Source organism: Actinomyces sp. 565 (assembly GCF_010365615.1).
Lineage (GTDB): Bacteria > Actinomycetota > Actinomycetes > Actinomycetales > Actinomycetaceae > Actinomyces.
Genome location: NZ_PIZD01000065.1, coordinates 35,319 through 60,252 on the forward strand (window position 1 = coordinate 35,319; position 24,934 = coordinate 60,252).

Here is a 24,934-nt window from a genome sequence, read left to right on the forward strand (position 1 = left end):
GGTTCACTGGGCCACCTCCGGGCTGTCCGCAGTGGTGAGTGAGAGGGACACACGGGCGCCGTGGCCGACGCCGAGGCTCTGGCGCACCGTGGAGCCGGGCGAGCACTCCGGCAGCCAGACGGTCCCGTCGGGGACTGCGCCGACAGCGGCCGGAAGCGTAATCGTGCCGGCCGCGGTGGTCACGTCGACTGCTTCGCCGCCGACCAGGTGCAGACGGGCAGCCAGGTCGGCGCCGACACGCGCCGTGGGCCGCAGGCCCGTGGCGGCCAGGAAGGGCTCACCGTCCTGCAGGCGGCCGGCGTCGAGCATGGGCTTGTGGGTGGCCAGTACGGCGTCCAGGCCACTGACCGTGGAGCGGCCGGGCGCCTGTGCCGAAGCGTCTGGGGCCTCAGGAGCCGGGGTGAAGCTGACCCGGGGGCGATCCCCGCCCCACAGGCCCAGTGCGTCCACCTGTGCGTGCACCTCCTGAAGCGTGTCGACCTCGAGGTCCACGCCCATCTCGGCGGCCAGTGCGGCCAGCACCTGCCGGTCGGTGCGGGCGCGGGACACGTGGGCCTGCCCGAAGGGCCGCACGCGTCCCTCCCAGTTGACGAAGGTGCCGTTCTTCTCCACCGGCGGGGCCACCGGCAGCACCACGTCGGCGTGCTCGCTGACCTCGCTGCGGCGCACCTCCAGCTGGACGGTGAAGCCGGAGGATGCCAGGGCGGTACGGGCCAGCCCCGGATCGGGGAAGTCGCGCAGGTCGACACCGCCGACCACCAGCCCACCGAGCTCACCGTCGGCCAGCGCGTGCAGTATGGCAGTGGTGTCGCGTCCAGGCTGCGCGGGCAGCGGGTCGGGGGCGCTGATACCGCCAGGCGGGGCCCACAGCTGCTGCACCTCGGCACGGGCGGCGGCGTCGGAAACGGGGCGCCCGCCGGGCAGCAGGTGCGGGAGCAGACCCGCCTCAATGCCGCCGCGCTCACCGGCGCGACGCGGCACCCACGCCAGGCGGGCGCCGGTCGCATTGGCAAGCGTGTCCACCACGGACAGCAATCCGGGAACCGCCGCGGCCCGCTCCCCCACCAGGATGGTGGCACCCTCCCCGCCCAGGGCCCGGGTCAGCTCGGGGTGGGTCTGGGACAGCAGGGCGACGGCGCGCGCCTCGGTTCCGGGGACGGCCAGGACCACTTCGGCGTCGAGCTTGCGCGAGCCGGCCGAGCGGAGGCTGGCCACGGTGGCGACCTTGACGCCGCCGGCGCGCACGCCCTTGCGCAGGCGCAGGAACAGGGAACCGCACTCGTCCTCCGGCTCCAGGGCGATCAGCAGCACCTGGCCGGCGCTCTCCAGCGACCGGTAGGTGACCGTGCCCAGGCCGGTACCGGCCACCCGCGCGGCCAGGAAGGAGTCCTCCTCGGAAGAGTGGGCGCGCACACGCTGGTCGATGTCATTGGTGCCCAGCACGGTGCGGGCGAACCGGGACCAGGCCCAGCCGTCCTCAAGGGTCAGGCGAGCTCCTGGCAGCAGGCCCACGCCGCCGTCCCGGCGCGCCCCGGCAAGTCCGCGGGCGGCCACGTCCAGGGCGTCGGACCAGGAGGTGGGCACCAGCTCACCGCTGGCCTCATCGCGCACGAGCGGGACGTCCAGGCGGTCATCCAGGGATGACCAGGGGAAGGCGAAGCGGTCCTTGTCGGTGATCCACTCCTCGTTGACCTCGGGGTCGTTGCCGGCCAGGCGGCGCAGCACCACGCCGCGGCGCATGTCCACGCGCAGGGCGGAGCCGGAGGCGTCGTGCTCGGTGACGGTGTCCGTGGAGACCAGGTCCATGGGGCGGGCCCGGAAGCGGTAGCGGGCGCTGGTCAGGGCGCCGACGGGGCAGATCTGGATGATGTTGCCGGAGAAGTAGGAGGCGAAGGGCCGTCCGGACACATCCAGCTCCTCGGCCCCACCGAGCGTGCCCGGACCATATACGGTGCCGTCGACGACGCCGGGCTGCCCACCGGGGCCGGCGAGGTCGTCCTCGGGGACCAGGTGCTCCCCGCCGCGGACGGTCTGGGTGTGCCCCGAGGCGACGGCCGCGGGATCGTGGAAGTCCAGGACGCCGGAGTCGAAGCGGCCGATCTGCTCGGAGTAGAGCCCGCCGGTGACCTCCCCGCCGGCGTGGCCGCCGCCGCGTCCCTGCAGGGTGATGAAGCGGTCGCCGGCGATCTGGTCGGCGAAGCGCACGCAGCGCTGGCACAGGATGCAGCGGTCGCGGTCGAGCAGGATGTTGCTGGTCAGGCGCAGCGGCTTGGGGAAGGCGCGCTTGACGTCGGTGAAGCGGGTGGCCGCCTGCGCGCCGGAGGCCATCAGCTCCAGGGCCTGGTTCTGCAGGGGGCACTCGCCGCCCTTGTCGCACACCGGGCAGTCCAGTGGGTGGTTGATCAGGAGGAACTCCATGGTGCCGGCCTGGGCCTTGGCGGCCACCTGGCTGGTGGCCTGGGTGGAGACCTCCATCCCCTCTGATGCGGTCATGGCGCAGGCGGGCTGCGGCTTGGGCATGGGGCGCACGACGCCGTCGCGCCCCGGCATGGCGACTTCCACCAGGCACTGGCGGCAGTTGGCTGAGGGCGCCAGCAGCGGGTGGTCGCAGAAGCGGGGAATGCGCACGCCCACCTGCTCCGCGGCCCGAATCAGCAGCGTGCCCTTGTCCACCTCGACGTTCATGCCGTCGATCGTGATGTTGACCGTGTCAGTCATCTGGTCACCGTCCGCTCTGAGCCTGGCTGTTGACAATGGAGGAGGCCGCGTGGGGGAACAGCTCGGCCGCGGGTGTGGTGTAGCCGGCCTCGAACTCGCTGCGGAAGCGCTTGATGCCGGAGAGCACCGGGGTGGCGGCGGCGTCGCCGAGGGCACAGAAGGAGCGGCCGGAGATGTTGGCGGCGATATCCTCTAGCTTCTCCACGTCGCCGGGCTCGCCCAGGCCCGCCTCCAGGCGGGTCATGATCTGCCGCATCCAGTAGGTGCCCTCGCGGCACGGGGTGCACTTGCCGCAGGACTCGTGCTGGTAGAACTCGGTCCACCGGGACACCACGCGAACCACCGAAACGGTGTCGTCGAAGACCTGCAGGGCGCGGGTGCCGAGCAGCGAGCCGGCACCGACCACGGACTCGTAGTCGAGCGGGACATCCAGCTCCTCGGGGCCGAAGATCGGGGTGGACGAGCCGCCCGGCACCCAGAACTTCAGCTCGTGGCCCGCCCGGACACCGCCGGCCAGTTCAATCAGCTCGCGCATGGTGATGCCGAAGGGCGCCTCGAACTGCCCAGGATTGGCCACGTGCCCGGTCACGGAGAACAAGCCGTGCCCCTTGGAGCGCTCGGTGCCCATGGATGAGTACCAGGCGGCGCCGCGGGCCAGCACCCCGGGCACGGAGGCGATGGTCTCGACGTTGTTGATGACGGTGGGGCGGGCGTACAGGCCCTGCACCGCGGGGAACGGGGGGCGCAGGCGCGGGTGGCCGCGGCGTCCCTCCAGGGAGTCCAGCAGCGCCGTCTCCTCACCGCAGATGTAGGCGCCTGCACCGGCGTGGGCGACGATCTTGAGCGGCTGGCTGCCGTCCAGGCCGAAGCCGTCGTCGAGCAGGCCGGCGTCGGTGGCGTCGTGGATGGCGTGCAGCAGGCGGCGGTAGGCGTGGGCGACCTCGCCGCGCACGTACACGAAGGCACGGTCGGCGCCGATGGCGCGGGAGGTGATGGCTACGCCCTCCACCAGGGCGTGCGGGTTGGCCATCAGGGTGGGCATGTCCTTGCAGGTGCCGGGCTCGGACTCATCGGCGTTGACCACCAGGTAGCGGGGCAGGCCGTCCGGGGCGGGCAGGAAGGACCACTTCAGCCCGGTGGGGAAGCCGGCGCCGCCGCGGCCGCGCAGGTTGGAGGCCTTGACCAGCTCGATCAGCTCTGCCGAGCTCATGGTCTTGGCCCGGGCCAGGCCCCGGTAGCCGCCGGCCTCCCGGTAGGCGTCCAGCGTCCAGGAGCGCTGCTTGTCCCACATGTCGGTGACGACCGGGGTGAGTGTTCCCGGCGCGGTGAAGGCCGGCTCTGCGGAGCCGGGCGTCTGCTCACTCACTTGTCCTCCTCCTGGGTGGGTGCTGTCCAGTCGTGCTCACGGGCCAGCCGCAGGCCGCGCAGGCTGGACTCGCCGGCCGCAACGCCCTCGTCGGCACGGCCGTCCTCGAATCCGGCCAGCAGCCGCTCGTTCTCCCGGAAGGTCGGCACGGTCTCCGGGCCACGGGTGGGGGTCACGTCCTCGCCGCGCTCCAGGCGTGTCACCAGGTCGACGGCGGAGGCGGGGGTCTGGTTATCGAAGAACTCCCAGTTGACCATCACCACGGGGGCGTAGTCGCAGGCCGCGTTGCACTCCACGCGCTCCAGGCTGATGCGGCCGTCCGCGCTGGTCTCGTCGCTGCCGAGCCCGGTGTGCTCACTGACGGCCTGCCAGACCTCGTCGCCTCCCATGACGGCGCACAGGGCGTTGGTGCAAACACCCACGTGGTACTCCCCCGCGGGGTGGCGGCGGAACTGGCTGTAGAAAGTCGCCACGGCGGAGACCTCGGAGCGGGTCAGCTCCAGCTTCTGGGCGACCAGCGCGATGCCGACCGGAGAGACGTAGCCGTCCACGCTCTGCAGCAGGTGCAGCATGGGGATGATGGCGCTGCGCTCGTACCCGGACGGGTAGCGGGACATGATCTCGGCGATATCGGCGTCCAGCTGCGCGGCCACGTCCGGGGCGTAGCCGAGCGCGATCCCGGCGGCGTCGGCCGGGGCAGGGGTGTTCTCAAGGGTGCTCATTAGCGGTCCACGCCTCCCAGGACGGGGTCGATCGAGGCCAGGGAGGGCACGACGTCGGCGATCATGCCGCCCTCGCTCATCATGGCCAGCGATTGCAGGTTGGAGTAGGAGGGGTCCCGGAAGTGGACCCGGTAGGGGCGGGTGCCGCCGTCGGAGACGGCCTGGATGCCCAGGACGCCCTTGGCGTGCTCAACCGTCTGGTACACCTGCCCGGCAGGCACCCGGAAACCCTGGGTGACGAGCTTGAAGTGGTGGATCAGGGACTCCATGGAGGTGCCCATGATCTCCTTGACGTGCTCCAGGGACTGCCCCTGCCCGTCGGTGGCGACGGCCATGCGGGCGGGCCAGGCGATGGTCGGGTCGGCCACCATCGTGGTGTTGGAGGGGTCGTCCCCGCGCCCGGCGATCTCGTCGAGCCGGTCCAGTGCCTGGGAGACGATCTTCAGGGACTGGTAGCACTCGTCGAAGCGGACCCGCAGCCGGTTGTAGCAGTCGGAGCGGTCGTACACGGGGACCTCGAAGTCATAGGTCTCATACCCGCAGTAGGGGCGCAGCTTGCGCATGTCCAGCGGGTAGCCCGCGGCCCTGATGCACGGCCCGGTCAGCCCCATGGCCATCGCGGCGGAAAGGCTCATCTCGCCGATCCCGACGAACCGGGACTTCAGGATCGGGTTGGCCATGAGCAGGGACTCCAGCTCGCCCAGGTCGTTCTTGATGTTCGGCATGACCGAGCGGACGAAGTCGGTGAAGCCCTCCGGCAGGTCCTGGGCCAGGCCGCCGGGGCGCACATAGGCGTGGTTCATACGCAGCCCGGAGGCCATCTCGAAGGCGCGCAGGATGTTCTCACGGCACCGGAAGGAGATGGTCATCAGCGTGGTGCCGCCCATCTCGTTGCCGGCCGAGCCGATGGCCACCACGTGGCTGGCGATGCGGTTGAGCTCCATGAGCACCACGCGGGCCACGGTCGCCTTCTCAGGGACGTCATCGGTGATGCCGAGCAGCTTCTCCACCGCCAGGGCGTAGCCGACCTCCTGGAAGAAGGGAGCCACGTAGTCCATGCGGGTTACAAAGGTCTCCCCCTGCACCCAGGTGCGGTACTCCATGTTCTTCTCAATGCCGGTGTGCAGGAAGCCCGTGCCGGCACGCAGCTCGGTGACGGTCTCCCCGTCGGTCTCCAGCACCAGGCGCAGCACCCCGTGCGTGGAGGGGTGGACCGGGCCCATGTTGACCACTACGCGGTCGCGCTGGAGGCGGTCGGCCTCGTCGCGGGCGGCGATCTGGGCGGCGATGTCATCCCAGTCCCCGCCGCTGGCGGTGAACTGGGGGGCGCCGTCGGTGAGGTCATCGGTGGCGGGGCCGGTGGCGTGCAGTGTGCTCATCAGCGGTATGACCTCCGGGTGTCGGCGGTAGCGGTTGAGGCGCCCTTGTACTCCACGGGGATGCCTCCGAGCGGGTAGTCCTTGCGCTGCGGGTGCCCCACCCAGTCGTCGGGCATGGCCGAGCGGGTCAGGTTGGGGTGGCCGTCGAAGACGATACCCATCAGGTCCCAGGCCTCGCGCTCGTGCCAGTCATTGCCCGGATAAACCGGTACCAGCGAGGGTACGTGCGGGTCGGATTCGGGGCAGGTGACCTCCAGGCGCAGGTCACGGGCGCCGTGGGTCAGGGAGATCAGCTCGTAGCAGGCGTGCAGCTCGCGGCCGGCGTCGCCCGGGTAGTGCACGCCGGTCACGCCCAGGCACAGCTCGAAGCGCAGGTCCTGGTCGTCGCGCAGCGGGCGGGCCACGTCCAGCAGGTGCTCGCGGGTGATGAACAGGGTCAGCTCGCCGCGGTCCACCACCACCTTCTCAATGGCCGCGGCGGGGTCCACCCCGGCCTCCGTGAGGTCCTCGATGAGGGCGTCGACGACGTCATCGAACCACTCCCCGTAGGGGCGCGTGGACGCCGGGGCGAGGGCGACCACGCTGGCGGTGCCCCCGTAGCCGGTGGTGTCGCCGGCGTCACCGGCGCCGAACTGGCCGGTGTGCGTGCCGATGACCTCCAGCCGCAGCTCCTCGCGCACCGGCTGGCCGGCAACCTCCGGTACGGCGGCGGCCTCGGCGACGGCGTCGGAAGCGGCGTTGTTCTCAGCGTTCCCAGCGTTGGCGGTCATGCGAGCAGACCCTTCATCTCGGCGGTGGGGACGGCCTTGAGGGCGGCGGCCTCAACGGCGCGGGCGATCTCCTCGCGGTGGGCGAAGATCGGCTTGCGCTCGATCTGGCGGGTGAGCTCGAGCATGGCACCCAGCAGCATCTCCGGGCGCGGCGGGCAGCCGGGCAGGTAGATGTCCACCGGGACGATGTGGTCGGCGCCCTGGACCACGGCGTAGTTGTTGAACACGCCGCCGGAGGAGGCACAGGCCCCCATGGAGATGACCCACTTGGGCTCGGGCATGGAGTCGTAGACGTTGCGCACTACCGGCGCCATCTTGTGGGAGACGCGGCCGGAGACGATCATGACGTCGGCGTGGCGCGGCGAGGCGCGGAAGACCTCCCAGCCAAAGCGGGCCATGTCGAAGCGGGGCGTACCGGTGGCCATCATCTCGATGGCGCAGCAGGCCAGGCCCATGGTCACCGGCCACAGCGAGCGCGCCTGCGCCAGGTCGGCCAGCTTCTCCACGGTGGTGAGCATGAAGCCGGGCCCCTCAACGCTCTCCAGCGCCTGCGCCTGCAGGTCATCCCGCTTGGAGGGGATGTGGAGCATCTTCTCGTTGTACTCACGCATGTTCATCGGGCTTGCTCCCTTACTCCCAGTCCAGGCCGCCGCGGCGCCACTCCAGGAGGTAGGGCACCGTGATCAGGGCGATGAAGGCGAGGGCGGCGCTCAGCCCGAAGAAGCCCAGCTGCGTGAAGGCGGTGGCCCACGGGTAGAGGAAGACGACCTCGACGTCGAAGATGATGAAGGTCATGCCGACCAGGTAGAAGGACACGGGGAACCGGCCCTGGTCGACGTTGGTGGGGGTGGGGTCAATGCCGCACTCGTAGTTGGCGACCTTGACCCGGTTGCGCCGGTTCGGGCTCACGATCGCAGACAGCACCAGGCCGCCGACGGCGACGACCATGGCGACTGCCGCCATGATGAGCAGGGAGACGTACGGGTTCATGCTGCCGGCACCATCCTTGTCAGAAGTTGGATGAAGTGGTCGATTCCGTCGCCGCCGCGGCGCTCCCAGCCATCGGACAGGAGCTTGGCGACGAGCCGCATCAGGCGCTTGCGTGGCAGCCCGTAGCGGGTGCACACGCGCATCACCTCAGGGTGCTCAATCAGGGCGACGAAGATGCGCCCGAGCGTGTAGTAGCCGCCCATCTGCGCCTCCAGGGCGGCGGGGTACTGGGCCAGGGCGAGCTCGCGCCCGGAAGCCGTGGTGCGGGCCGCAGCCTGCGCGGCAGCCTCGGCGGCCAGGCGCCCGGCCATAAGCGCCTGGGCGATGCCCTCCCCGTTGAAGGGGGAGACCATGCCGCCGGCGTCACCCAGCAGCATGAGCCCGTCGGCGTAGTGGGGCTTGCGGTTGAAGGCCATGGGCAGTGCAGCGGAGGCGACGCGGCCCACCCGGTTCTCGGGGCTGAAGCCCCAGGCGGCAGGCACGTGCTCCAGCCAGCGGTTGAAAACGGCGCGGTAGTCGATGCCGCGCGCAGACGCCGCGGCCGGCGTCGAGGCGACCGAACCCAGGCCCACATTGACCAGGCCGTCACCCACGCTCCAGATCCAGCCGTAGCCGGGCAGCAGGTCAGAGCGTCGGGCGGGGCCGTCCCACAGCTCCAGGCGGGACTCCATCCAGGCGTCGTCGGCACGCGGGGAGCGGAAGTACGCGCGCACGGCCACGCCCAGCGGCCTGCGCTCGTTCTTCCGGCGGCCCGCGGCGGTGGCCAGGCGGGCGGAGACACCGCCGGCGTCCATGACCAGCGGGGCGCGCACGGTGGCCGGGGCCTCGATACCCGGCTCCGGACTGCGCGGGGTGGGGGCGATCCTCACGCCGGTGACGCGGCCCGCGGCACTGGTGACCGGCTCAGTTGCGGTCACGCCGGTGATCAGGCGGGCGCCGGCGGCTACGGCGCGGGTGGCCAGGTCCCGATCCAGCTCGCTACGGCGCCGGGCCAGGCCGTAGGAGGGCAGGCTGGGCTGCTCCGGCCAGGGGATGTGCAGAAGGTGTCCGCCACCGATTACCCGCAGCCCCTGGTTGCGCTGCCAGGTGGAGGTGTCCACGCCCATGCGCACCAGCTCGCGCACGGCAGCGGGGGTGAGCCCATCGCCGCAGACCTTGTCCCGCCCGAGCTCCTGACGCTCCAGCAGCAGCACGTCCAGTCCCAGCCTGGCCAGGTGGTAGGCGGCGGAGGAGCCCGCGGGGCCGGCGCCCACAACTACGACGTCAGCACTGAGATCGCCTGCGGCTGCTGCCATTACTGCGCGCCTCCTTCGCGTGCCACTCGTGCGGATCGGGATGTTGGAACTGTCCTGCGACTGCCGGGGAGGGCAGCCGGAACCCGGCAGCCCTGCAACAGACCGGGACCTGCCGAGACATTACCGGCTGACCTCGGCTAGTCATCCGCAGGCTCCGCCAGCACCCTCGCCGAACCCGGTTATTCCCCGCGATTTCCATAATAACGCGAAGACATACGGAACGCCCGCGAGAACGCCGCGACGGCACTAGACGCGCAATTAGAGATACCTACCCTTGCGAATTAGCGTCGTCGGCGCAGGGCCGCCCACCCGGGGGCGGGGCCCGCTCCGGAGCGGGCCCCGGATCTGCGAGGATCACCCCATGAGCCGAGCCTCCCTAGCCAAGGACCCCCGTGAGGTCGCGGGCATGTTCGATGCCGTCGCCCGCCGCTATGACCTGACCAATGACGTGATGAGCCTGTGGCAGGTGCGCATGTGGCGCGCCGTAACCCGCGCCGCCGTCGCCGCCGGCCCCGGCATGCGGGTGCTGGACCTGGCCGCAGGCACCGGCACCTCCGCCGCCGACTACGCCGCCGCCGGTGCGGACGTGGTTGCCTGCGACCTGTCTGCGGGCATGGTGGCGCAGGGGCGTCTGCGCCACCCGGAGATCGAGTTCGTGGTCGGTGACGCCACCGACCTGCCCTTCGCCGACGCCACCTTTGACGTGGTCACCATCTCCTACGGGCTGCGCAATGTGCAGGACACCGCCAAGGCGCTGGCGGAGATGACGCGCGTGACCCGTCCGGGCGGGCGCCTGGTGATCGCGGAGTTCTCCACACCCGTGAATGCGGCCTTCCGCCGCCTTTACCGCTTCTACCTGGGCACGGCCCTGCCCGCGGCCGGAAAGCTGCTGTCCTCCAACGCCGATGCCTATAGCTACCTGGGCGAGTCAATCCTGGACTGGCCGGACCAGGAGGCCCTGGCGGAGTTGATCCAGCGCGCCGGCTGGCGCACGGTCGGCTACAAGAACCTGTCCGGCGGGATCGTCGCCATCCACCGCGCCACCAAGCCGGGGGTACCCGCGGCCAGCAGCGCCGGCAACGCCGCGCCGACGGCCCCGGAGGCCTGAGGTGACCGTGGCGGTACCCGCGGGGACCTCCGCCGGCGGCCTGCGACTGCCTGCGGCGCAGGCCGCCGCCGCTCCGCCGCGCATGTCCTTCCGCACGGTCGCACTACCCGCCGGCAGCATCACCCCGGAGGGCGGCGGCGGCACGGGGCTGCTTGAGCTGCTGGCCGGGCGCCAGGACCCGGTGTCCTGGGTGCGTCACGGGCGCGGGCTGGTCGGCTGGGGACGCGCGCTGTGCCTGGAGGCCGCCGGCACCGACCGGATCGAGGCGCTGCGCGCCGCCTGGCGGGCCACGGTCTACGCCTCATGGTGGCGCGACGCCCTGGTACGCCCGGGCACCGGGCCGGTCGCGCTGGGGACCATCGCCTTCTCCCCCGACTCCGCCGCCGCCTCGGTACTCATCGTGCCGCGCGTGATCGTGGGTCTGGATGACGCCGGGGCGTGGCTGACCACTGCCGTGGCAGAGGGCGAGGCGCACCCGGACGCGGCGGAGGTCCTGGCCCAGATGCGACCACCAGCATCCGGAGGGGCAACTGCCTCCTCCCCCGGCGCCCCCGTGATCTCGCCCGGGGCGCTGTCCGAGACCGACTACCTGGCCACCGTCGCAGAGGTACAGCGGCGCATGACTGCCGGGGAGGCCCGCAAGGTGGTGCTGGCGCGGGATCTGCTCGTAACACCGGCCGCACCCCTGGCGACCGGCGACCTACTGCGCCGACTGGGCGCGAGCTACCCGTCCTGCTGGACCTTCGCCGTGGACGCCATGGTGGGGGCGACCCCGGAACTGCTGGTGCGGCTGGAGAACCGGCATCTTGCCAGCCGGGTGCTGGCGGGTACCGCGCGCCGTCACCCGGGCGACGCGGCGGCCCGCGCGCGCGAGGCCGAGCGGCTGGCGGGCTGGCTGGCGGCTTCGGCCAAGAACCGGGCCGAGCACGAGCTGGCGCGGGCCTCCGCGATCTCGGCCCTGGAGCCCCTGTGCTCCACGGTGGAGGCACAGCCGCCGCGGGTACTGACGCTGCCGAACGTGCTGCACCTGGCCACCGACATCACCGGCGTGGTTGCCGGGGACACGGGGGCGTTGTCCCTGGTGGGCGCACTGCACCCCACTGCGGCCGTATGCGGCACCCCCACCGCCGCGGCCGCCCGCATCATCGCCGAGGTGGAGGGCATGGACCGGGGGAGGTACGCCGGCCCCGTGGGCTGGGTGGACTGGCACGGCGAGGGCGAGTGGTGCATTGCGCTCCGCAGCGCCGCCCTGCCGCCGGGCGGGGCGGGCCCGCAGGCGCCGGCGCGAGTCTTCGGCGGCGGCGGGATCATGCCCGACTCGGTGCCGGCCGACGAGCTGGCCGAGACGAAGGCCAAGATGCGCCCCGTGCTGGCCGCCCTGGGCGCGAACATCTAGCCGTCCAGCGGGAAAAGTGTCACAGTCTGCACCACTTTCCTTGGTGGATCGTTCGCGCCGCACCAGGAAAACCCCGTAATCATGCGGATCACGCGCCAGGCTGCGGTTACCGGGATCGGGAAAGTGGTGCATTTCGTGCCAACGCATGGCCTCAAGGGTGCTCGAAGTACGGTTTCGGGAGTCCTGGCACAAGCCGTGCGCCTTGCGGTCGGCCCTGGCGGACGGCCCACCCGGCGGAGTCGGTAAGCGCAGCAAGGCCTGGTCCGCGAGGATCAAGCGGCGGACCGGGCTATCGGCGCCACCTCCCGGCACCTGCAGCTCAGCCCGCACGCGCTCCGCTACTACGAACATGTTGGACTGGCCACCGCCACACGCGACTCGGTCGGTCACCGGCGCCGCACCCCGGCGACTATTCGTTGCTTGCTTCTCCTTACCCGTATGCAGGCCTCGGGCGGGTCGAGCATGGGGGCCAGGGCGAAGCCCTCATCGGCTCGCTCGCCGGCATCAACATCGGCATCTGTCAGCGCGGCATCGATCGCACCCAAGCACGTGGACCGCTGGACCCGCACTGTCCCCGTTCCCGATTCGTGATTATGTGCGTGGTCGGTTAAGGTTAAGCGTCCTTCCCCAACCGGAGGTCCGCCCATGACCAGCAGCCCGGCGCCCGACCAGCAGTCGCACTATCAGCACTCACCGTACGCGAGCAACGGTGACCGGCCGCGCCGCTATGACGTACCAACGTGGCGGAAGGCCGCCTACTACGGCGGAGCCTTCCTCCAGGGACTCGGCCTGCTCATGTTCTTCAGCGTCTTCATCGCCGGCTTTGGCGCCTTCGCCGGGATCGGTGACGTATTCGGCTCCGGCGACCACACGGCTATCGGAAGCGGCATCGGCCGCGTCTTCCAGTTCTTCCCCGTGGCATTCCTAGGAGTCTTAGTCATCAGTGCCGGCCAGTGGCTGCGACGCGTGGGCAGGCAGGGTCTGGCCGGCGCCGGCGTGGTGCTGTCGCCCCAGGGCGAGGCCCGCGACGCCGAGCCGTGGAAGCGCTCGGAAGGCGCTCAGGACCAGATGCGGCTCGAAGAGATCCCTGCCCTGCAGGCGGCGCTTGAAGGCGCTTCCAAGCCGGCCGAGTCCCCGGCACAGGTGGTCAGGCTGCGCTGCCGGTCCTGCGGTTACCTGGAGACGGAGGACGCCACCTTCTGCTCCCAGTGCGGCCAGCGGATCTGACCCGCACCTAGCCTGGACGCCGACCCGCGCCTACCGTGGGGGCATGAGCGAACTCACCGACTCCCCTGCACCCCCCAACGCCTACCTCGAGCTGCTACTGGCCTCACTGGACCGCTCCCGCGAGCGCTTCGACCGCGCCCTCGACGGCGTGAGCCTGGAGCAGGCGAACACACAGCCCACCCCGCAGCTCGCCCCGCGTATCGACTCCCTGAGCTGGCTGGCCTGGCACACCGCCCGGGAGATCGACCTGCAGATCTCCGCCCTGGCGGGCATCGAGACGCTGTGGACATCCCGTGGCTTCAAGGAGCGTTTCAACCTGCCCCTGCCCGATGACACCGAGGACTGGCGCCACACCCCGGAGCAGGCGGCACTGGTGCGCGTGGAAGACCTCACCGTCCTGACCAGCTACCTCGACGCCGCCTATGACCTGGCCCGCGACTACCTGCGCTCACTGCACCCGCAGGCGCTTGAGGAGGTCATCGACCGCGCCTGGACGCCGCCGGTGACTCGCGGGGTGCGGCTGGCCTCGATCATCGACGACGCTGCCCAGCACTCCGGGCAGGCCGTTTACACCCACCGGCTGCTGGGTCTGCCCGGCTGAGCGACCCTTGCCCGCGTCAGTCCACCGCCTCACCGCGGCGGAACACCGTGACCGGGTTCAGGTCCGCGTCGGTTACCACCACGTCGGCCCATAGACCGGGCTCCAGCGCGCCGATGGAGTCCTCCCCGAGGATCTCGGCGCCCTGGCAGGAGGCGGCGAAGACGGCGTCGACCAGGTCAACCCCGCCGCGCCAGGTGGTGCGCACGACGTCAATCAGGTGCGCCGTGCTGCCGGCCAGTGCCCCGCCCTCGATCAGGCGGGCCACCCCGGCGGAAACCGTGACGGCCTGGGAGCCAAGCACGTAGTCGCCGTCGGGCACGCCGGCGGCGGCGAGCGCGTCGGTGATCAGCACGACGTTCTCCCGCCCCAGCGTTTCAAACATGTCCCGCACGATGGCGGGGTCCAGGTGGACGCCGTCGCCGATCAGCTCCACAATGCACTCCCCGCTCGCCGCGGCGGCCAGGAACTCGGGTACGGGTCCGGGCTTGCGGTGGTGCATGGGGCGCATGCCGTTGAACAGGTGGGTGGCGGTTACGCGCGCGGAGCGGGCCGGCTCACTGGACGCCGCGCGCGCGGCGATGCGGGCGGAGGCGTCGGCCAGGGCGGCGCGCACTGGGGCGGCCTCGGCATCGGTGTGGCCGAAGGAGGGCAGTGCGCCGCCGTCGATCAGCGCGGCGACCACGCCGTCGTCGCCGGTGATGTGCGGCTTCTCGGGGGCGATCGTCATGGTGGCCACGTGTCCGCGGCCGAGCTCGATCAGCTCGCGGGTGAGGGCGGCGTCGGGGTCCGTGATGTATGTGGGGTCCTGGGCGCCGCAGCGCTCGGCGGACACGAACGGTCCCTCGAAGTGGATCCCGGCGAGCTCGCCGGCGTCGCACAGGTCGGCCAGTACTCGCGTGCGCGCCTTGAGCACCTCGGGGGCGGCGGTGACGCAGGAGGCGACCAGGCTCGTCGTTCCGTGCCGGCGGTGCTCACGGACGGCGGTCATGGCCTGGGCGCGGGTCTCAGCGTTGGGGAAGGACTCCCCGCCACCGCCGTGGCAGTGCACGTCAACCAGGCCGGGCAGCAGGTAGCCGCCCGCCGGGGCGCTGCGGGCCGAGGCAAGCAGATCCGCCCAGCCGGCCCGAGCGGCCTCCGGGGCCGGCCCGACCCAGGCGAGGTGACGTGCGGCGATGACGACGACGCCGTCGTCAATGATCTGCATTGGTGTGACCACGCGTCCACGTAGGGCGAAGGGGGTATCGGCGGCTGCGGCGGAGGCCGCGGTGGAGCGCGGCTTGGAAGAGACCGACGCGGAGCCTGTGGGTGTGGCGGCACTGCTCATGCAGCGAGTCTACCGCAAGAACCCGCAGACATCAGATGTCTGTTGTCTTGCCGGGTTGGTTCCGCTGCGGCCGCCAAGCCGCGGCATTCAGCGGCTCAGTCTGCGCTCCACGCGCCGCACCACCCGGTCCACCGCGGCATCCAGCCGAGCCGAGCGGCGGGCGCCGTCGGCCCACAGCAGCCCCTCCCCCACGGGACGCACGGCCACCACTCGCCCCCGGTCCACCAGCAACGGCCGGAACATGCCGTTGGCCGCCGGGCAGATCAGCCGCTCCCCGGCGGCGTCGGTCAAGCAGAGCCGGTCCTTGTAGCCCACGTGCAATTCGTCGAAGGACGGCAGGAACAGGGTGCGGCCGACGGCGCGCGCATTCGCCTCCAGCAGTTCGGGCAGGTCGGCGCGCAGGTAGAGCACGTCGCGCCCGGGCCCCGCCCCCGCATCGGCTCCGAGCAGCCGGACGCTCCCCCGCAGCCCGCCCTCCGCACGGGCGCGCACCAGCGGCACGCGAGCGGCGGCCGGGTCCACCGGGTAGGCGGCGGCGTTCGTGACTTCGACGGCGTCCTCGAGGGCGCGCGTGGCCTGCGCCAGTGGCAGCGTGGTCCAGCGGGCGAGGTCGGCGGCACTCACCGGCCCGTGACTGGTGGCGTAGCGGCGGGCGATCTCCGCCAGGGCGGCGCCATGCCCGCCAGTACCGCGCGCGGCTCCCCCGCTGCCTCCGGGGCCGGTCTCGGCACCCGGCAGGGCGCGGGCGTCCACGATCAGGTGCTCGTTGCCGCGCCTGGGCCCCTGCACCAGTACGCCCTCACGCTGCAACCGCACCAGCAGGTGCCGCCGGTGCCAGGTCCCCGGGGTGGATGCGTCCGCCGAGTCAAGCAGGCCGGCCTCCTGCCAGGCCCTGATCAGCCGGGTGCGGGCCACCGGCCCCTCCCGGCCGATGAGCCCCAACGCGGCATCGGCGGCGCGCCCCAGGACGGCGTTGTCAATCCCCAGGCGCGCCTCGGTCTGTCGCGTCCAGGCGTCCGAGCGGTGCATGAGTGCCTCGCGCAGCCAGTGGTGGTCGGCGGCGGTGGTGATGTGGATCGTGCCGCGCATGGGCCAGGAGCGCACCAGGTGGCCACCGGCGAATGCGGCGTCGACGTCGGAGCCGGTGGCGCCGTCGGCCCGGATGATCAGCGCGTGCGGGACGGCGGAGGGCTGCTGGCCCTGCATGGCCAACTGACGGCGCACCGTCTCGACGACGTCGGGGGCGGTGGTGACGGGAACGAGACCCTGGGCGACAATGCGCAGGTAGGACATCTCGCGCGGGGCGGCAACGGGGCGTGCGGCGGGCATGGGCAGATGCTAAGCGCCCGGCGAGGGTGCGGCACGATGAGGAGAGATAACGGCGCACGCGCCGTGATTCCGGCCCGGTCCCGTGCCGCCGGGGTGGTGCCGGCCCGTCAGAACAGGCGGGAGGAGGGGTCGTCCAGCCCGCGCATGGCGTCGTAGTCCAGCACGACGCAGCGGATGCCACGGTCCTCGGCCAGCACGCGCGCCTGCGGCTTGATCTGCTGGGCGGCGAACACGCCGCGCACCGGGGTCAGCAGCGGGTCGCGGTCGAGCATGTCCAGGTAGCGGGTCAGCTGCTCGACGCCGTCGATGCCGCCCACCCGCTTGACCTCCACGGCCACCGCGGCGCCGGCGGCGTCACGCACCAGCAGGTCGACCGGGCCGATGGGGGTGGGGTACTCGCGGCGCACCAGGCGGAAGCCGGGGCCGAGCACCTCCACCTGCTCTGCGAGCAGCTCCTGCAGGTGGGCCTCGACCCCGTCCTTGGTCAGTCCGGGGTCGACACCGAGTTCCACGCTGGCGTCCGAGACGATCTCGAACAGTCGGATGACCAGGCGGTCGTCGGTCTTGGCTGCGGTCACCTCCCAGCGGGCCGTAACGCCGGCCTCGGCGTCCTCCTCATCCGGGGCGACCTCCGCCAGGCGGGCGGGCGGGCTCATCCAGTTCAGCGGCTTGTAGGAGCCGCCGTCGGAGTGGACCAGCACCGAGCCGTCGGCCTTGACCATGATCAGGCGGGTGGCCCGGGGCAGATGAGCGTCCAGGCGACCGGAGTAGTCCACGGAGCAGGAAGCAATGACGACGCGCACCCCGGCAGCCTACCCGCACCCCTCGCCCCGACGCTCACGCATCCGGTCGGCACCCCACTCACCGAAACCGGCACTCGTAACACGCCGAAACCGGCACTATTGACGCACCGAAACCGGTCGACATGACGCGGCGGCGCTGTCTCTCAGTTCGCCCCGCCCGCGGACAGCGGCCCGTAGTACCAGGAGGCGGTCACGCCTCCGTCGGCCAATACATCGGTGCCGTTGATGTAGCCGGCCTCGGGCCCCATGAGGAAACCGGCCAGCGCGGCGATCTCATCGGGCGTGCCGGCGCGCCCGGCCGGGGAGAACTCGAGCTGCTTGCGGTAGCCGGCGCCGCGCGGCCCCTCGAGCTCGTCGCGCGCGAGCGGCGTAATGACGATGCCGGGGCTGATGGAATTGATGCGGGCACCGCGCTCACCCCAGGTGACGGCGTTGGCCCGCACGCGCAGGCCGTTAGCACGCTTGGACATCTGGTAGGCGTGCAGGGTGGAAGTCACGGCGCCCTCAGCGAGCATGGGCAGTGCGAGTAGCTCGTCCACGGGGGTGGTCGCCAGCAGGGCGTCCTGCTCACGGGTGAGCGCGGGCATGCGGTAGCCGGACTGGCTGGAGATGACGACGCCGGAGCCGCCCGGGGCGATGACCTTGCCGAATTCCTCCAGCGCGACGGCGAAGCCGTACAGGTCTACCCGCAAAATAGTGGGGATGTCGGCCTGCGACGGCGACACTCCGCCGGCGAGGATGACGCGGGTGACCGGCCCGAGTGAGGCGGCGTGCTCCGCAAGGGCCCGGATGGAGGCGGGATCGGCCAGGTCCGTCGTCGTCGCCTCGGCGCTGTAACCGGCGTCGAGCAGCTGCTCACGGACCTTCTGTGCGTTCTCCAGCCGCAGGTCGGCGACGACGATGTGGCCGCCGTTGGTGACGCGGCGGGCGATGGCGGTGCCGATGGCTCCGGCACCAAGCAGAACAGTTACGGGACGTTGTGTACTCATGGCATCGATTGTTGACCCGGTGAGCCGCTGCCGCTAGCGACTGGGCAGGCAGTGTCAAAGGGGGTCTGGCTGTGCCCCTGTAACCGCCTCTGTGCCGTGGCGGTAGCCCTCCTGGAGGAGCGCGGTGCACGCACCACCATGTCGACCGGTCTCGGTGCGTTACTTGTGCCGGTCTCGGCGAAGGGGTGGGGCGGCGCAGAAGAGGAGTAGGGGCGAGAGGAGTAGGGGTCAGAGCGCTAGAAGAGGGTGGGCTGGGAGGGGGCGGCGGATTCGATCCAGGCGACCAGCGCGGAGTGGGAGTCCTCCACCATGGCCAGCTCGAAGCGCTCCCCGCGGTACTTGCACGGCACGTCCACCACGTGCCCGCCCTGGCCGCGGTGGTGCACCGGGCCGAGCTCAAGGTCATCGCGCCTGAAGCGACGACGGCGACGCAGCCCGAAGGAGACAAGCCGGTGCCACTCCAGATCGTCGTCGCCGAATACCGCGATACCGCTGATCCAGCGCGCACTTCCCTGCGGGCGCAGCGCGCATTCGAAGGACCCGACCCGCCCGGCCAGAAAACGCAGCCGCAGGAGAAAACCTCCGGTGAGGGCGATGACCACTAGCGCCACGGCGACGACCACTTCCCACACCGGCATGTCTCCCCCCTCAGTCCCGCATGCCTACGCCCGGAATCACGATTGTCTCGGCCAGGACGTCGCTGACGGTGACGCCGGAGTCGGTGGTCTCCGCGCCGGCGGCGTCCGCCGCCACGGTGACCACATCCGCATAGACGGAACAGAATCCTCCGGCCACCGGCACGCTGACTTCCTGACCGCCGTCGGCCGGGGCGATCCGCACGTCGCCGCGCCCGAGCACCGCCAGGATGGGCTGGCGCCCGGGCAGCACGCCGAGCTCGCCGTCGGGCAGCGGCACCGAGACCCGGGTGGCCCTACCCGCCCAGGCCTCGCCCCCGTAGCGGGAGACCACCTCCACTTGAAGCATGCGTTCACCGGGCATATCAGGCATCCGCCATCTCTGCCGCGCGGCGCTCAAGATCCTCGATGCCGCCGATGTTGAAGAACGCCTGCTCGGGCAGGTGGTCGTAGTCGCCCTCGGTGATGCGGCGGAAGGCCTCGATGGTCTCCGCCAGCGGCACCGTGGATCCGGACACGCCCGTGAACTTCTCCGCCATGTAGGTGTTCTGGGACAGGAACTGCTCGATACGCCGCGCCCGGCCCACGGTGACCTTGTCCTCCTCGGAGAGCTCATCCACGCCGAGGATCGCGATAATGTCCTGCAACTCCTTGTTCTTCTGCAGGATGGACTTCACGCGGGTGGCAACGTCGTAGTGCTCCTGGCCCACGTACTGAGGGGCGAGCAGCCGGGAGGTGGAGGCCAGCGGGTCCACCGCCGGGTAGATGCCGCGGGAGGCGATGTCGCGCGACAGCTCCGTGGTGGCATCCAGGTGGGCGAAGGTCGTGGCCGGGGCGGGGTCGGTGTAGTCGTCGGCGGGCACGTAGATCGCCTGCAGCGAGGTAATGGAGTGCCCCCCGGCCGAGGTAATGCGCTCCTGCAGCTGCCCCATCTCATCAGCCAGGTTGGGCTGGTAGCCGACGGCCGACGGCATGCGGCCCAGCAGTGTGGAGACCTCCGAGCCGGCCTGGGTGAAGCGGAAGATGTTGTCGATGAACAGCAGCACGTCCTGGTGCTGGACGTCGCGGAAGTACTCCGCCATGGTCAGCGCGCTCAGCGCCACCCGCAGGCGCGTACCCGGCGGCTCGTCCATCTGCCCGAACACCAAGGCGGTCTTGTCGAAGACGCCTGCCTCCTCCATCTCACCGATCAGGTCGTTGCCCTCACGGGTGCGCTCGCCGACGCCGGCGAACACGGACACGCCGCCGTGGTTCTGGGCGACGCGCTGGATCATCTCCTGGATCAGGACCGTCTTGCCGACGCCGGCACCGCCGAACAGGCCGATCTTGCCGCCCTGCACGTAGGGGGTGAGCAGGTCGATGACCTTGATGCCGGTCTCGAACATCTGCTCCTTGGGCTCTAGCTGCTCGAAGGTCGGCGGCTGGCGGTGGATGGGCCAGCGCTCGCTGATCTCCAGGCGCTCACCCGCGGCGAGGTTGAGCGCCTCACCGGTCACGTTGAAGACGTGCCCGAGGGTGGCGTCTCCGACCGGCACGGAGATCGGGGCGCCGGTGTCGCGTACCTCCGAGCCGCGCACGAGCCCGTCGGTGGGCTTGAGCGAGACGGCGCGCACGATGTTGTCACCCAGGTGCTGGGCCACCTCGAGGGTGATCTCATGGGCGACGTCGCCCTCACCGGTGGCGTTTACGGTCACCTTCAGCGCGTTGTACATCGCCGGGATCGCGTCCGGCGGGAACTCGACGTCGACGACGGCGCCGATGATCCGGGTGACGTGCCCGATGGCGGGGGTGTTCCCTTGGGGAGTCGTGTCGGTCATGATGCGTTCTTCCATCCGTTCTGCCAGAAGCTGCGGTGGTCGGTGGGTGAGTGGCTTTGATGCGCGGGTACGCCGGGCGTCATGTGCCGGGCCGCTATTGCGAGCCCAGGGCGTCCGCGCCCGAGACGATCTCGGTGATCTCCTGGGTGATGTCTCCCTGGCGGGCGGCGTTGGCCAGGCGGGTGTAGGTGGCGATGAGGTCCTCGGCATTGGACGTTGCCGTGTGCATGGCCTGCTGGCGGCTGGCCAGCTCGGAGGCGGCGGCCTGCAGCAGGGCGTTGCGGATGCGGCTGCGCACATAGCGGGTTAGCAGGGCGTCCAGGACGGCATCGGCACTGGGAGTGAACTCGTACAGGGGTCGGGCTCCGGTCCGCTCGGCCCGCACGCGCTCGACGTCGGGGGCCAGGTCCTCCCGGTTCAGCTCGCCGGGGCCGTCCACGTCCACGACTTTAAGCGGCAGCATGCGCCGCACCTCTGGCACCTGGGAGACCATTGAGACGAAGCGGGTGAAGACGATGTGCACCTCCGCCACGCCGCCGGCCTCCGGGCTGGACAGGAAGTAGTCCAGCATGACCGTGGCGACCTCCTCGATGGAGGAGTCACTGGGCCGGTCGGACTCACCGGTCCAGGAGAACTCCACGGGGCGGCCGCGGAATGCGAAGTACGCCGCGGCGCGCCGTCCGTAGGTGAACAGCACCGGCTCCTTGCCGGCGTCGACCAGCTGCTCGATCAGCCGCTCGGTCTCCCGCAGGATGGTGGCGGAGTAGGCGCCGGCCATGCCGCGGTCGGAGGTGAGCACGAGGACGGCCACCCTATTGGTGTCCTCCCGCTCCCGGGTGAGCGGGTGGTCCAGGGCGGCGTGCGTGCCGACGGCGGCAACCGCCTGGCTCAGGGCGTGGTCGTAGGGGCCGGCCTCCTGGGCGTTATTGCGTGCGGAACCGATCCGGGAGGAGGCGATCAGCTCCATGGCCCGGAAGACCTTCTGCAGCGTCTGGGTGGACCGGATACGCTGCTTGTAGATGCGCTGGTTCCCTGCCACGTCGGTCAGCCCCTCTTGACCACGATCTGCTCGGCGGTGTGCTCAGCAGGCACCTCTTCCTCAAGCGCCTCGACCTCGCCGGAGAGCATGCGCCCGCCGGCCAGGTAGGTGGTGCGGAAGGACTCCACGGCTTGGCGCAGCGCCGCCTCGGTGTCCTCGTCCAGGCAACCAGTGGTCCGGATGGTGTCCAGGATGTCGGTGTTGCGACGCAGGTGGTCCAGCAGGCTGCGCTCAAAGGGCAGCACATCGGCGACGTCGAGGTCATCGAGGTAGCCGTTGGTGCCGGCCCAGACGCTGGCGACCTGGTCCTCCACGGCGTAGGGGGTGAACTGCGGCTGCTTGAGCAGCTCCATGAGCCGCTCGCCGCGAGTCAGCTGCTGGCGGGTCGTGGCATCCAGGTCGGAGGCGAACATGGCGAAGGCCTGCATCGAGCGGTACTGGGCCAGCGTGATCTTCAGCGTGCCGGCCACGCTCTTCATCGCCTTGATCTGGGCGTCCCCACCCACGCGGGAGACCGAGATGCCCACGTCGACGGCGGGGCGCTGGTCCGCGTTGAACAGGTCGGACTGCAGGAAGATCTGCCCGTCGGTGATGGAGATGACGTTGGTGGGGATATAGGCGGACACGTCGTTCGCCTTCGTCTCGATGATGGGCAGGCCGGTCATCGAGCCGGCCCCCAGCTCGTCGGAGAGCTTGGCGCAGCGCTCCAGCAGCCGGGAGTGGAGGTAGAAGACGTCACCGGGGTAGGCCTCGCGGCCCGGCGGACGGCGGAGCAGCAGGGACACGGCACGGTAGGCCTCCGCCTGCTTGGACAGGTCGTCGAACACGATCAGCACGTGCTTGCCACCGTACATCCAGTGCTGGCCGATCGCGGAGCCGGTGTAGGGCGAGAGGTACTTGAAGCCGGCCGGGTCGGAGGCCGGGGAGGCCACGATCGTGGTGTACTCCAGGGCGCCGCGCTCCTCCAGCGTGGCGCGCACGGAGGCGATGGTGGAGCCCTTCTGGCCGGTGGCCACATAGATGCAGCGCACCTGCTGGTTCGGGTCCCCGGTCTCCCAGGCTGCCTTCTGGTTCAGGATCGTGTCCAGGGCGATGGCGGTCTTGCCCGTCTTGCGGTCGCCGATGATCAGCTGGCGCTGTCCGCGGCCGATCGGGATCATAGAGTCGATCGCCTTCAGGCCCGTCTGCAGCGGCTCGTGCACGGACTTGCGGGCCATCACGCCGGGGGCCTGCAGCTCCAGGGCGCGGCGCCCCTCGGCGGCGATCTCACCGAGCCCGTCGATGGGGCGGCCCAGCGGGTCGACGACGCGGCCGAGGAAGGCATCCCCCACCGGAACCGAGAGGACCTCTCCGGTGCGGTGCACGACCTGGCCCTCGTCGATTCCCGAGTAGTCCCCCAGGATGACCACACCGATCTGGCGCTCGTCCAGGTTCATGGCCAGGCCGGCGGTGCCGTCCTCGAAGGTGAGCAGCTCGTTGGCCATCGCCCCCGGCAGCCCCTCCACCTGGGCGATTCCGTCTGCGGCGAAGACCACGTGCCCGATCTCCTCGGCCGCCACCTGCGCCGGCCGGTAGGAATCGACGAACTCTTCCAGGGCGGAGCGGACGTCCTCCGCTGCGATGGTCATGTCAGCCATCTGTCGTCTCCTTCGCGTTTGGCTTGCTGCTTTGCTCGCAGCGGTTCATTTGGCTTGTGCATGCGGAATCCGTCCCTGCGACCTGCGTCATCCGGTCAGACTGCCGCGCAGTTCCGCGAGCGAGTGGCGCATGGTGCTGTCCATGACGAGGTCGCGTACCACCACCCGCACGCCGCCGATGACCTCCGGATCCACCTCAAGGTTGAGCTCCACGTCGAATCCCAGCCGGCGGACCAGGATCGCGCGCAGGCGGGCCTGCTGCGCCGTCGTCAGCGGCACTGCCGTGACGACGTCGGCGATGACCCGGTTCTGCATGCCGGCGGCCAGCTCCGTGACGCGCCTGAGGTTGTAGGGCACCCCGCCTACCGCGACCTCCGGCTGGTGCCGCACGCACCAGGCCACCAGGGTCATGGCGGGGTGGGAGATGCGCGAGGCGAACAGGCGGTGTGCCAGGCGCACCCGCGCGTCAGTGCTGGTGCGGCGGGCCGGCTCCAGCGCCTGGCGGATCTCCCGGTTGGCGGCGACCTCCCGGGCGACGGCGAAGACCTCCTGCTCGACGTCGTCGAGGGTGCCGCCGGCCTGCGCCCCGGACAGGATCGCCTGGATACCCAGGTCGTGCAGCGCACTGATCAGGTCGACGGCCCGCGACCAGCGGCCGCGCACCATCCCCTGCAGCAGCTCGACGACGCGCTCATCCGCACGCCCGGTGAACAGGCGGGCGGCCAGGGCGGCCTTGTCCTCCGGCTCCCGGTTGGGATCGGTCAGGGGGCCGCGCAACGGGTTGGAGGCGATCTCGTGGGCCACGGCGAGGATCTGCTCGCCGAGCTGCTGCCCCTGCGCCCCGGCGGCGGCCAGGACGGGCGCCCAGGCCTCCTCGGTGAGCGCACGGGTGGCTGAGGTGCCGGCTTTCACCGGACTGCCCCCGCCCGCGCGGACCAGGCGGGACTGACCGGCTTGTGCTCGAGCTCGTCGAGGAAGCGGTCGATGACCCGTCCGGACAATTCGGCGTCGGCCAGGTGCTCGCCAACGAGCTTCTCCGCCAGGTCGGTGGCCAGCAGGCCGATGTCGGAGCGGAGCGAGATCTGGGCGGCCTGCTTGTCGGCCTCGATCTGCCGCTCGGCGGACTCCATGGCGCGGCCGGCCTCGCCCGCGGCCTCGGCACGGGCGTCGGCGATGATCTTGTCCGCCTCCGCCTGCGCCCGCTCCCGGATCCGGGCCGCCTCCAGGCGGGCGTCCTCCACCAGGCGGGTGGCCCGGGCCTCGGCGTCGGACTGCTCCTCCTTGGCCCTCTCCGTCAGCGCCAGGCCCTCCTCGATCTTCGCGGTGCGCTCATCTAGCACGGCGTTGAAGCGCGGCAGGGCGTACTTGACCAGGACGACGGCGATGAGCAGGAAGCACAGCGTGCCCCACACCAGATCAGCCAGGTGCGGCACGAACAGGAAGATCCCCTCGGGGGCCCCGGAGGCCGCCGCCACGAGCGTACCGACTGACATCTTGGCCACGACCATCAGCTGAAGACGAAGCCGGCGGCGAACCCGAGCAGACCGAGCGCCTCAATCAGGGCCGCGCCGATGAACATGTTGGTGCGCAGGACGCCGGCCACCTCGGGCTGGCGGGCCGTGGACTCCTGGGTCTTGGCCACGACCATGCCGATACCGAGGGCGGGACCGACGGTGGCAAGGGCGTATCCGATCGTCGCGATAGAACCGGTGATTCCCATGTGGTTTCTCCTCGTGTTGGTGGGTGCCGAAACGTGTTACTGGACTGGTTGGTGGACTGGGTCTTGCTG

Annotated in this window: 25 protein-coding genes; 4 read left to right on the top strand and 21 right to left on the bottom strand. The window is 70.9% G+C overall.

Annotated elements, in window-relative coordinates; translation table 11 throughout:
• Positions 1-3: 3 nt before the first annotated feature.
• The 8 genes from GZ997_RS10565 to GZ997_RS10600 all read right to left on the bottom strand — a co-directional run bounded on the left by GZ997_RS10565 (position 4) and on the right by GZ997_RS10600 (position 9,240).
• Positions 4-2,718 carry an NADH-quinone oxidoreductase subunit G gene (locus tag GZ997_RS10565; RefSeq protein WP_161924625.1) on the bottom strand — a complete coding sequence of 905 codons (2,715 nt, stop codon included), beginning with the start codon at positions 2,716-2,718 and terminating at the stop codon, positions 4-6.
• A 4-nt stretch (positions 2,719-2,722) separates the two neighbouring features.
• Positions 2,723-4,009, bottom strand: a complete 1,287-nt coding sequence (gene nuoF, locus GZ997_RS10570; RefSeq protein WP_162679903.1) for an NADH-quinone oxidoreductase subunit NuoF — start codon at positions 4,007-4,009, stop codon at positions 2,723-2,725.
• 71 nt (positions 4,010-4,080) lie between these two features.
• On the bottom strand, positions 4,081-4,806 hold the full coding sequence (nuoE, locus tag GZ997_RS10575; protein WP_162679861.1) for an NADH-quinone oxidoreductase subunit NuoE: 726 nt from the start codon (positions 4,804-4,806) through the stop codon (positions 4,081-4,083).
• On the bottom strand, positions 4,806-6,185 hold the full coding sequence (locus GZ997_RS10580) for an NADH-quinone oxidoreductase subunit D (RefSeq protein WP_162679862.1): 1,380 nt from the start codon (positions 6,183-6,185) through the stop codon (positions 4,806-4,808). Before GZ997_RS10580 ends, nuoE begins: the two co-directional genes overlap by 1 nt.
• A complete protein-coding gene (locus tag GZ997_RS10585; protein WP_162679863.1) occupies positions 6,185-6,955 on the bottom strand; it encodes an NADH-quinone oxidoreductase subunit C in 771 nt (256 codons plus the stop codon). The genes GZ997_RS10580 and GZ997_RS10585 overlap by 1 nt, the downstream gene beginning before the upstream one ends.
• Positions 6,952-7,572, bottom strand: coding sequence for an NADH-quinone oxidoreductase subunit B (locus GZ997_RS10590; RefSeq protein WP_161924628.1), 621 nt, complete (start codon positions 7,570-7,572; stop codon positions 6,952-6,954). Before GZ997_RS10590 ends, GZ997_RS10585 begins: the two co-directional genes overlap by 4 nt.
• A gap of 13 nt (positions 7,573-7,585) precedes the next feature.
• Positions 7,586-7,945, bottom strand: coding sequence for an NADH-quinone oxidoreductase subunit A (gene ndhC / locus GZ997_RS10595; protein WP_162679864.1), 360 nt, complete (start codon positions 7,943-7,945; stop codon positions 7,586-7,588).
• Positions 7,942-9,240, bottom strand: a complete 1,299-nt coding sequence (locus tag GZ997_RS10600; protein ID WP_162679865.1) for a geranylgeranyl reductase family protein — start codon at positions 9,238-9,240, stop codon at positions 7,942-7,944. The genes ndhC and GZ997_RS10600 overlap by 4 nt, the downstream gene beginning before the upstream one ends.
• A 361-nt stretch (positions 9,241-9,601) precedes the next feature.
• On the opposite strand from GZ997_RS10600, the gene GZ997_RS10605 reads away from it, so the two are divergent.
• Together GZ997_RS10605 and GZ997_RS10610 are read left to right on the top strand one after the other, a co-directional pair.
• A complete protein-coding gene (locus tag GZ997_RS10605; RefSeq protein WP_162679866.1) occupies positions 9,602-10,348 on the top strand; it encodes a demethylmenaquinone methyltransferase in 747 nt (248 codons plus the stop codon).
• Between the two features lies 1 nt (position 10,349).
• A complete protein-coding gene (locus tag GZ997_RS10610) occupies positions 10,350-11,744 on the top strand; it encodes an isochorismate synthase (protein WP_343212325.1) in 1,395 nt (464 codons plus the stop codon).
• Positions 11,745-12,130: 386 nt separating this feature from the next.
• Here GZ997_RS10610 and GZ997_RS12840 read toward each other — a convergent pair whose 3' ends face one another.
• Positions 12,131-12,289, bottom strand: a complete 159-nt coding sequence (locus tag GZ997_RS12840; RefSeq protein ID WP_238994411.1) for a hypothetical protein — start codon at positions 12,287-12,289, stop codon at positions 12,131-12,133.
• A gap of 100 nt (positions 12,290-12,389) precedes the next feature.
• Here GZ997_RS12840 and GZ997_RS10620 point away from each other — a divergent pair, with 100 nt between their 5' ends.
• Both GZ997_RS10620 and GZ997_RS10625 read left to right on the top strand, forming a co-directional pair.
• Positions 12,390-12,971: a zinc ribbon domain-containing protein gene (locus tag GZ997_RS10620; protein WP_203234196.1), complete on the top strand. Its 582-nt coding sequence runs from the start codon at positions 12,390-12,392 to the stop codon at positions 12,969-12,971.
• 43 nt (positions 12,972-13,014) lie between these two features.
• On the top strand, positions 13,015-13,572 hold the full coding sequence (locus GZ997_RS10625; protein ID WP_162679867.1) for a DUF664 domain-containing protein: 558 nt from the start codon (positions 13,015-13,017) through the stop codon (positions 13,570-13,572).
• A 16-nt stretch (positions 13,573-13,588) separates the two neighbouring features.
• Here the strand turns inward: GZ997_RS10625 and GZ997_RS10630 are convergent, their stop codons facing one another.
• From GZ997_RS10630 to atpE, 12 genes are all read right to left on the bottom strand, one after another.
• A complete protein-coding gene (locus GZ997_RS10630) occupies positions 13,589-14,776 on the bottom strand; it encodes an amidohydrolase family protein (protein ID WP_238994416.1) in 1,188 nt (395 codons plus the stop codon).
• Between the two features lie 207 nt (positions 14,777-14,983).
• Positions 14,984-16,225: a crosslink repair DNA glycosylase YcaQ family protein gene (locus GZ997_RS10635; RefSeq protein ID WP_162679869.1), complete on the bottom strand. Its 1,242-nt coding sequence runs from the start codon at positions 16,223-16,225 to the stop codon at positions 14,984-14,986.
• A gap of 107 nt (positions 16,226-16,332) precedes the next feature.
• Positions 16,333-17,028, bottom strand: a complete 696-nt coding sequence (gene nucS / locus GZ997_RS10640) for an endonuclease NucS (RefSeq protein ID WP_162679870.1) — start codon at positions 17,026-17,028, stop codon at positions 16,333-16,335.
• A 143-nt stretch (positions 17,029-17,171) separates the two neighbouring features.
• Complete coding sequence (locus tag GZ997_RS10645; protein ID WP_162679871.1) at positions 17,172-18,017, bottom strand: SDR family oxidoreductase; 846 nt, start codon at positions 18,015-18,017, stop codon at positions 17,172-17,174.
• A 236-nt stretch (positions 18,018-18,253) separates the two neighbouring features.
• Positions 18,254-18,655 carry a DUF2550 family protein gene (locus GZ997_RS10650; RefSeq protein ID WP_161924637.1) on the bottom strand — a complete coding sequence of 134 codons (402 nt, stop codon included), beginning with the start codon at positions 18,653-18,655 and terminating at the stop codon, positions 18,254-18,256.
• A gap of 10 nt (positions 18,656-18,665) precedes the next feature.
• Positions 18,666-19,016: a hypothetical protein gene (locus GZ997_RS10655; RefSeq protein ID WP_161925429.1), complete on the bottom strand. Its 351-nt coding sequence runs from the start codon at positions 19,014-19,016 to the stop codon at positions 18,666-18,668.
• A 1-nt stretch (position 19,017) separates the two neighbouring features.
• On the bottom strand, positions 19,018-20,469 hold the full coding sequence (atpD, locus tag GZ997_RS10660; RefSeq protein ID WP_162679872.1) for a F0F1 ATP synthase subunit beta: 1,452 nt from the start codon (positions 20,467-20,469) through the stop codon (positions 19,018-19,020).
• A 94-nt stretch (positions 20,470-20,563) separates the two neighbouring features.
• Positions 20,564-21,508, bottom strand: a complete 945-nt coding sequence (locus GZ997_RS10665; RefSeq protein WP_162679873.1) for a F0F1 ATP synthase subunit gamma — start codon at positions 21,506-21,508, stop codon at positions 20,564-20,566.
• A 5-nt stretch (positions 21,509-21,513) separates the two neighbouring features.
• Positions 21,514-23,145 (bottom strand): F0F1 ATP synthase subunit alpha, encoded by a 1,632-nt coding sequence (gene atpA, locus GZ997_RS10670; protein ID WP_162679874.1) that lies wholly within the window; start codon positions 23,143-23,145, stop codon positions 21,514-21,516.
• A gap of 87 nt (positions 23,146-23,232) precedes the next feature.
• Positions 23,233-24,057, bottom strand: a complete 825-nt coding sequence (locus GZ997_RS10675; protein WP_162679875.1) for a F0F1 ATP synthase subunit delta — start codon at positions 24,055-24,057, stop codon at positions 23,233-23,235.
• Positions 24,054-24,638, bottom strand: a complete 585-nt coding sequence (locus GZ997_RS10680) for a F0F1 ATP synthase subunit B (RefSeq protein WP_238994419.1) — start codon at positions 24,636-24,638, stop codon at positions 24,054-24,056. Before GZ997_RS10680 ends, GZ997_RS10675 begins: the two co-directional genes overlap by 4 nt.
• Positions 24,639-24,652: 14 nt before the next feature.
• The gene (gene atpE / locus GZ997_RS10685) at positions 24,653-24,859 is read right to left on the bottom strand and encodes an ATP synthase F0 subunit C (protein WP_136193469.1); all 207 of its coding nucleotides are present in this window, start codon (positions 24,857-24,859) and stop codon (positions 24,653-24,655) included.
• Positions 24,860-24,934 lie beyond the last annotated feature (75 nt).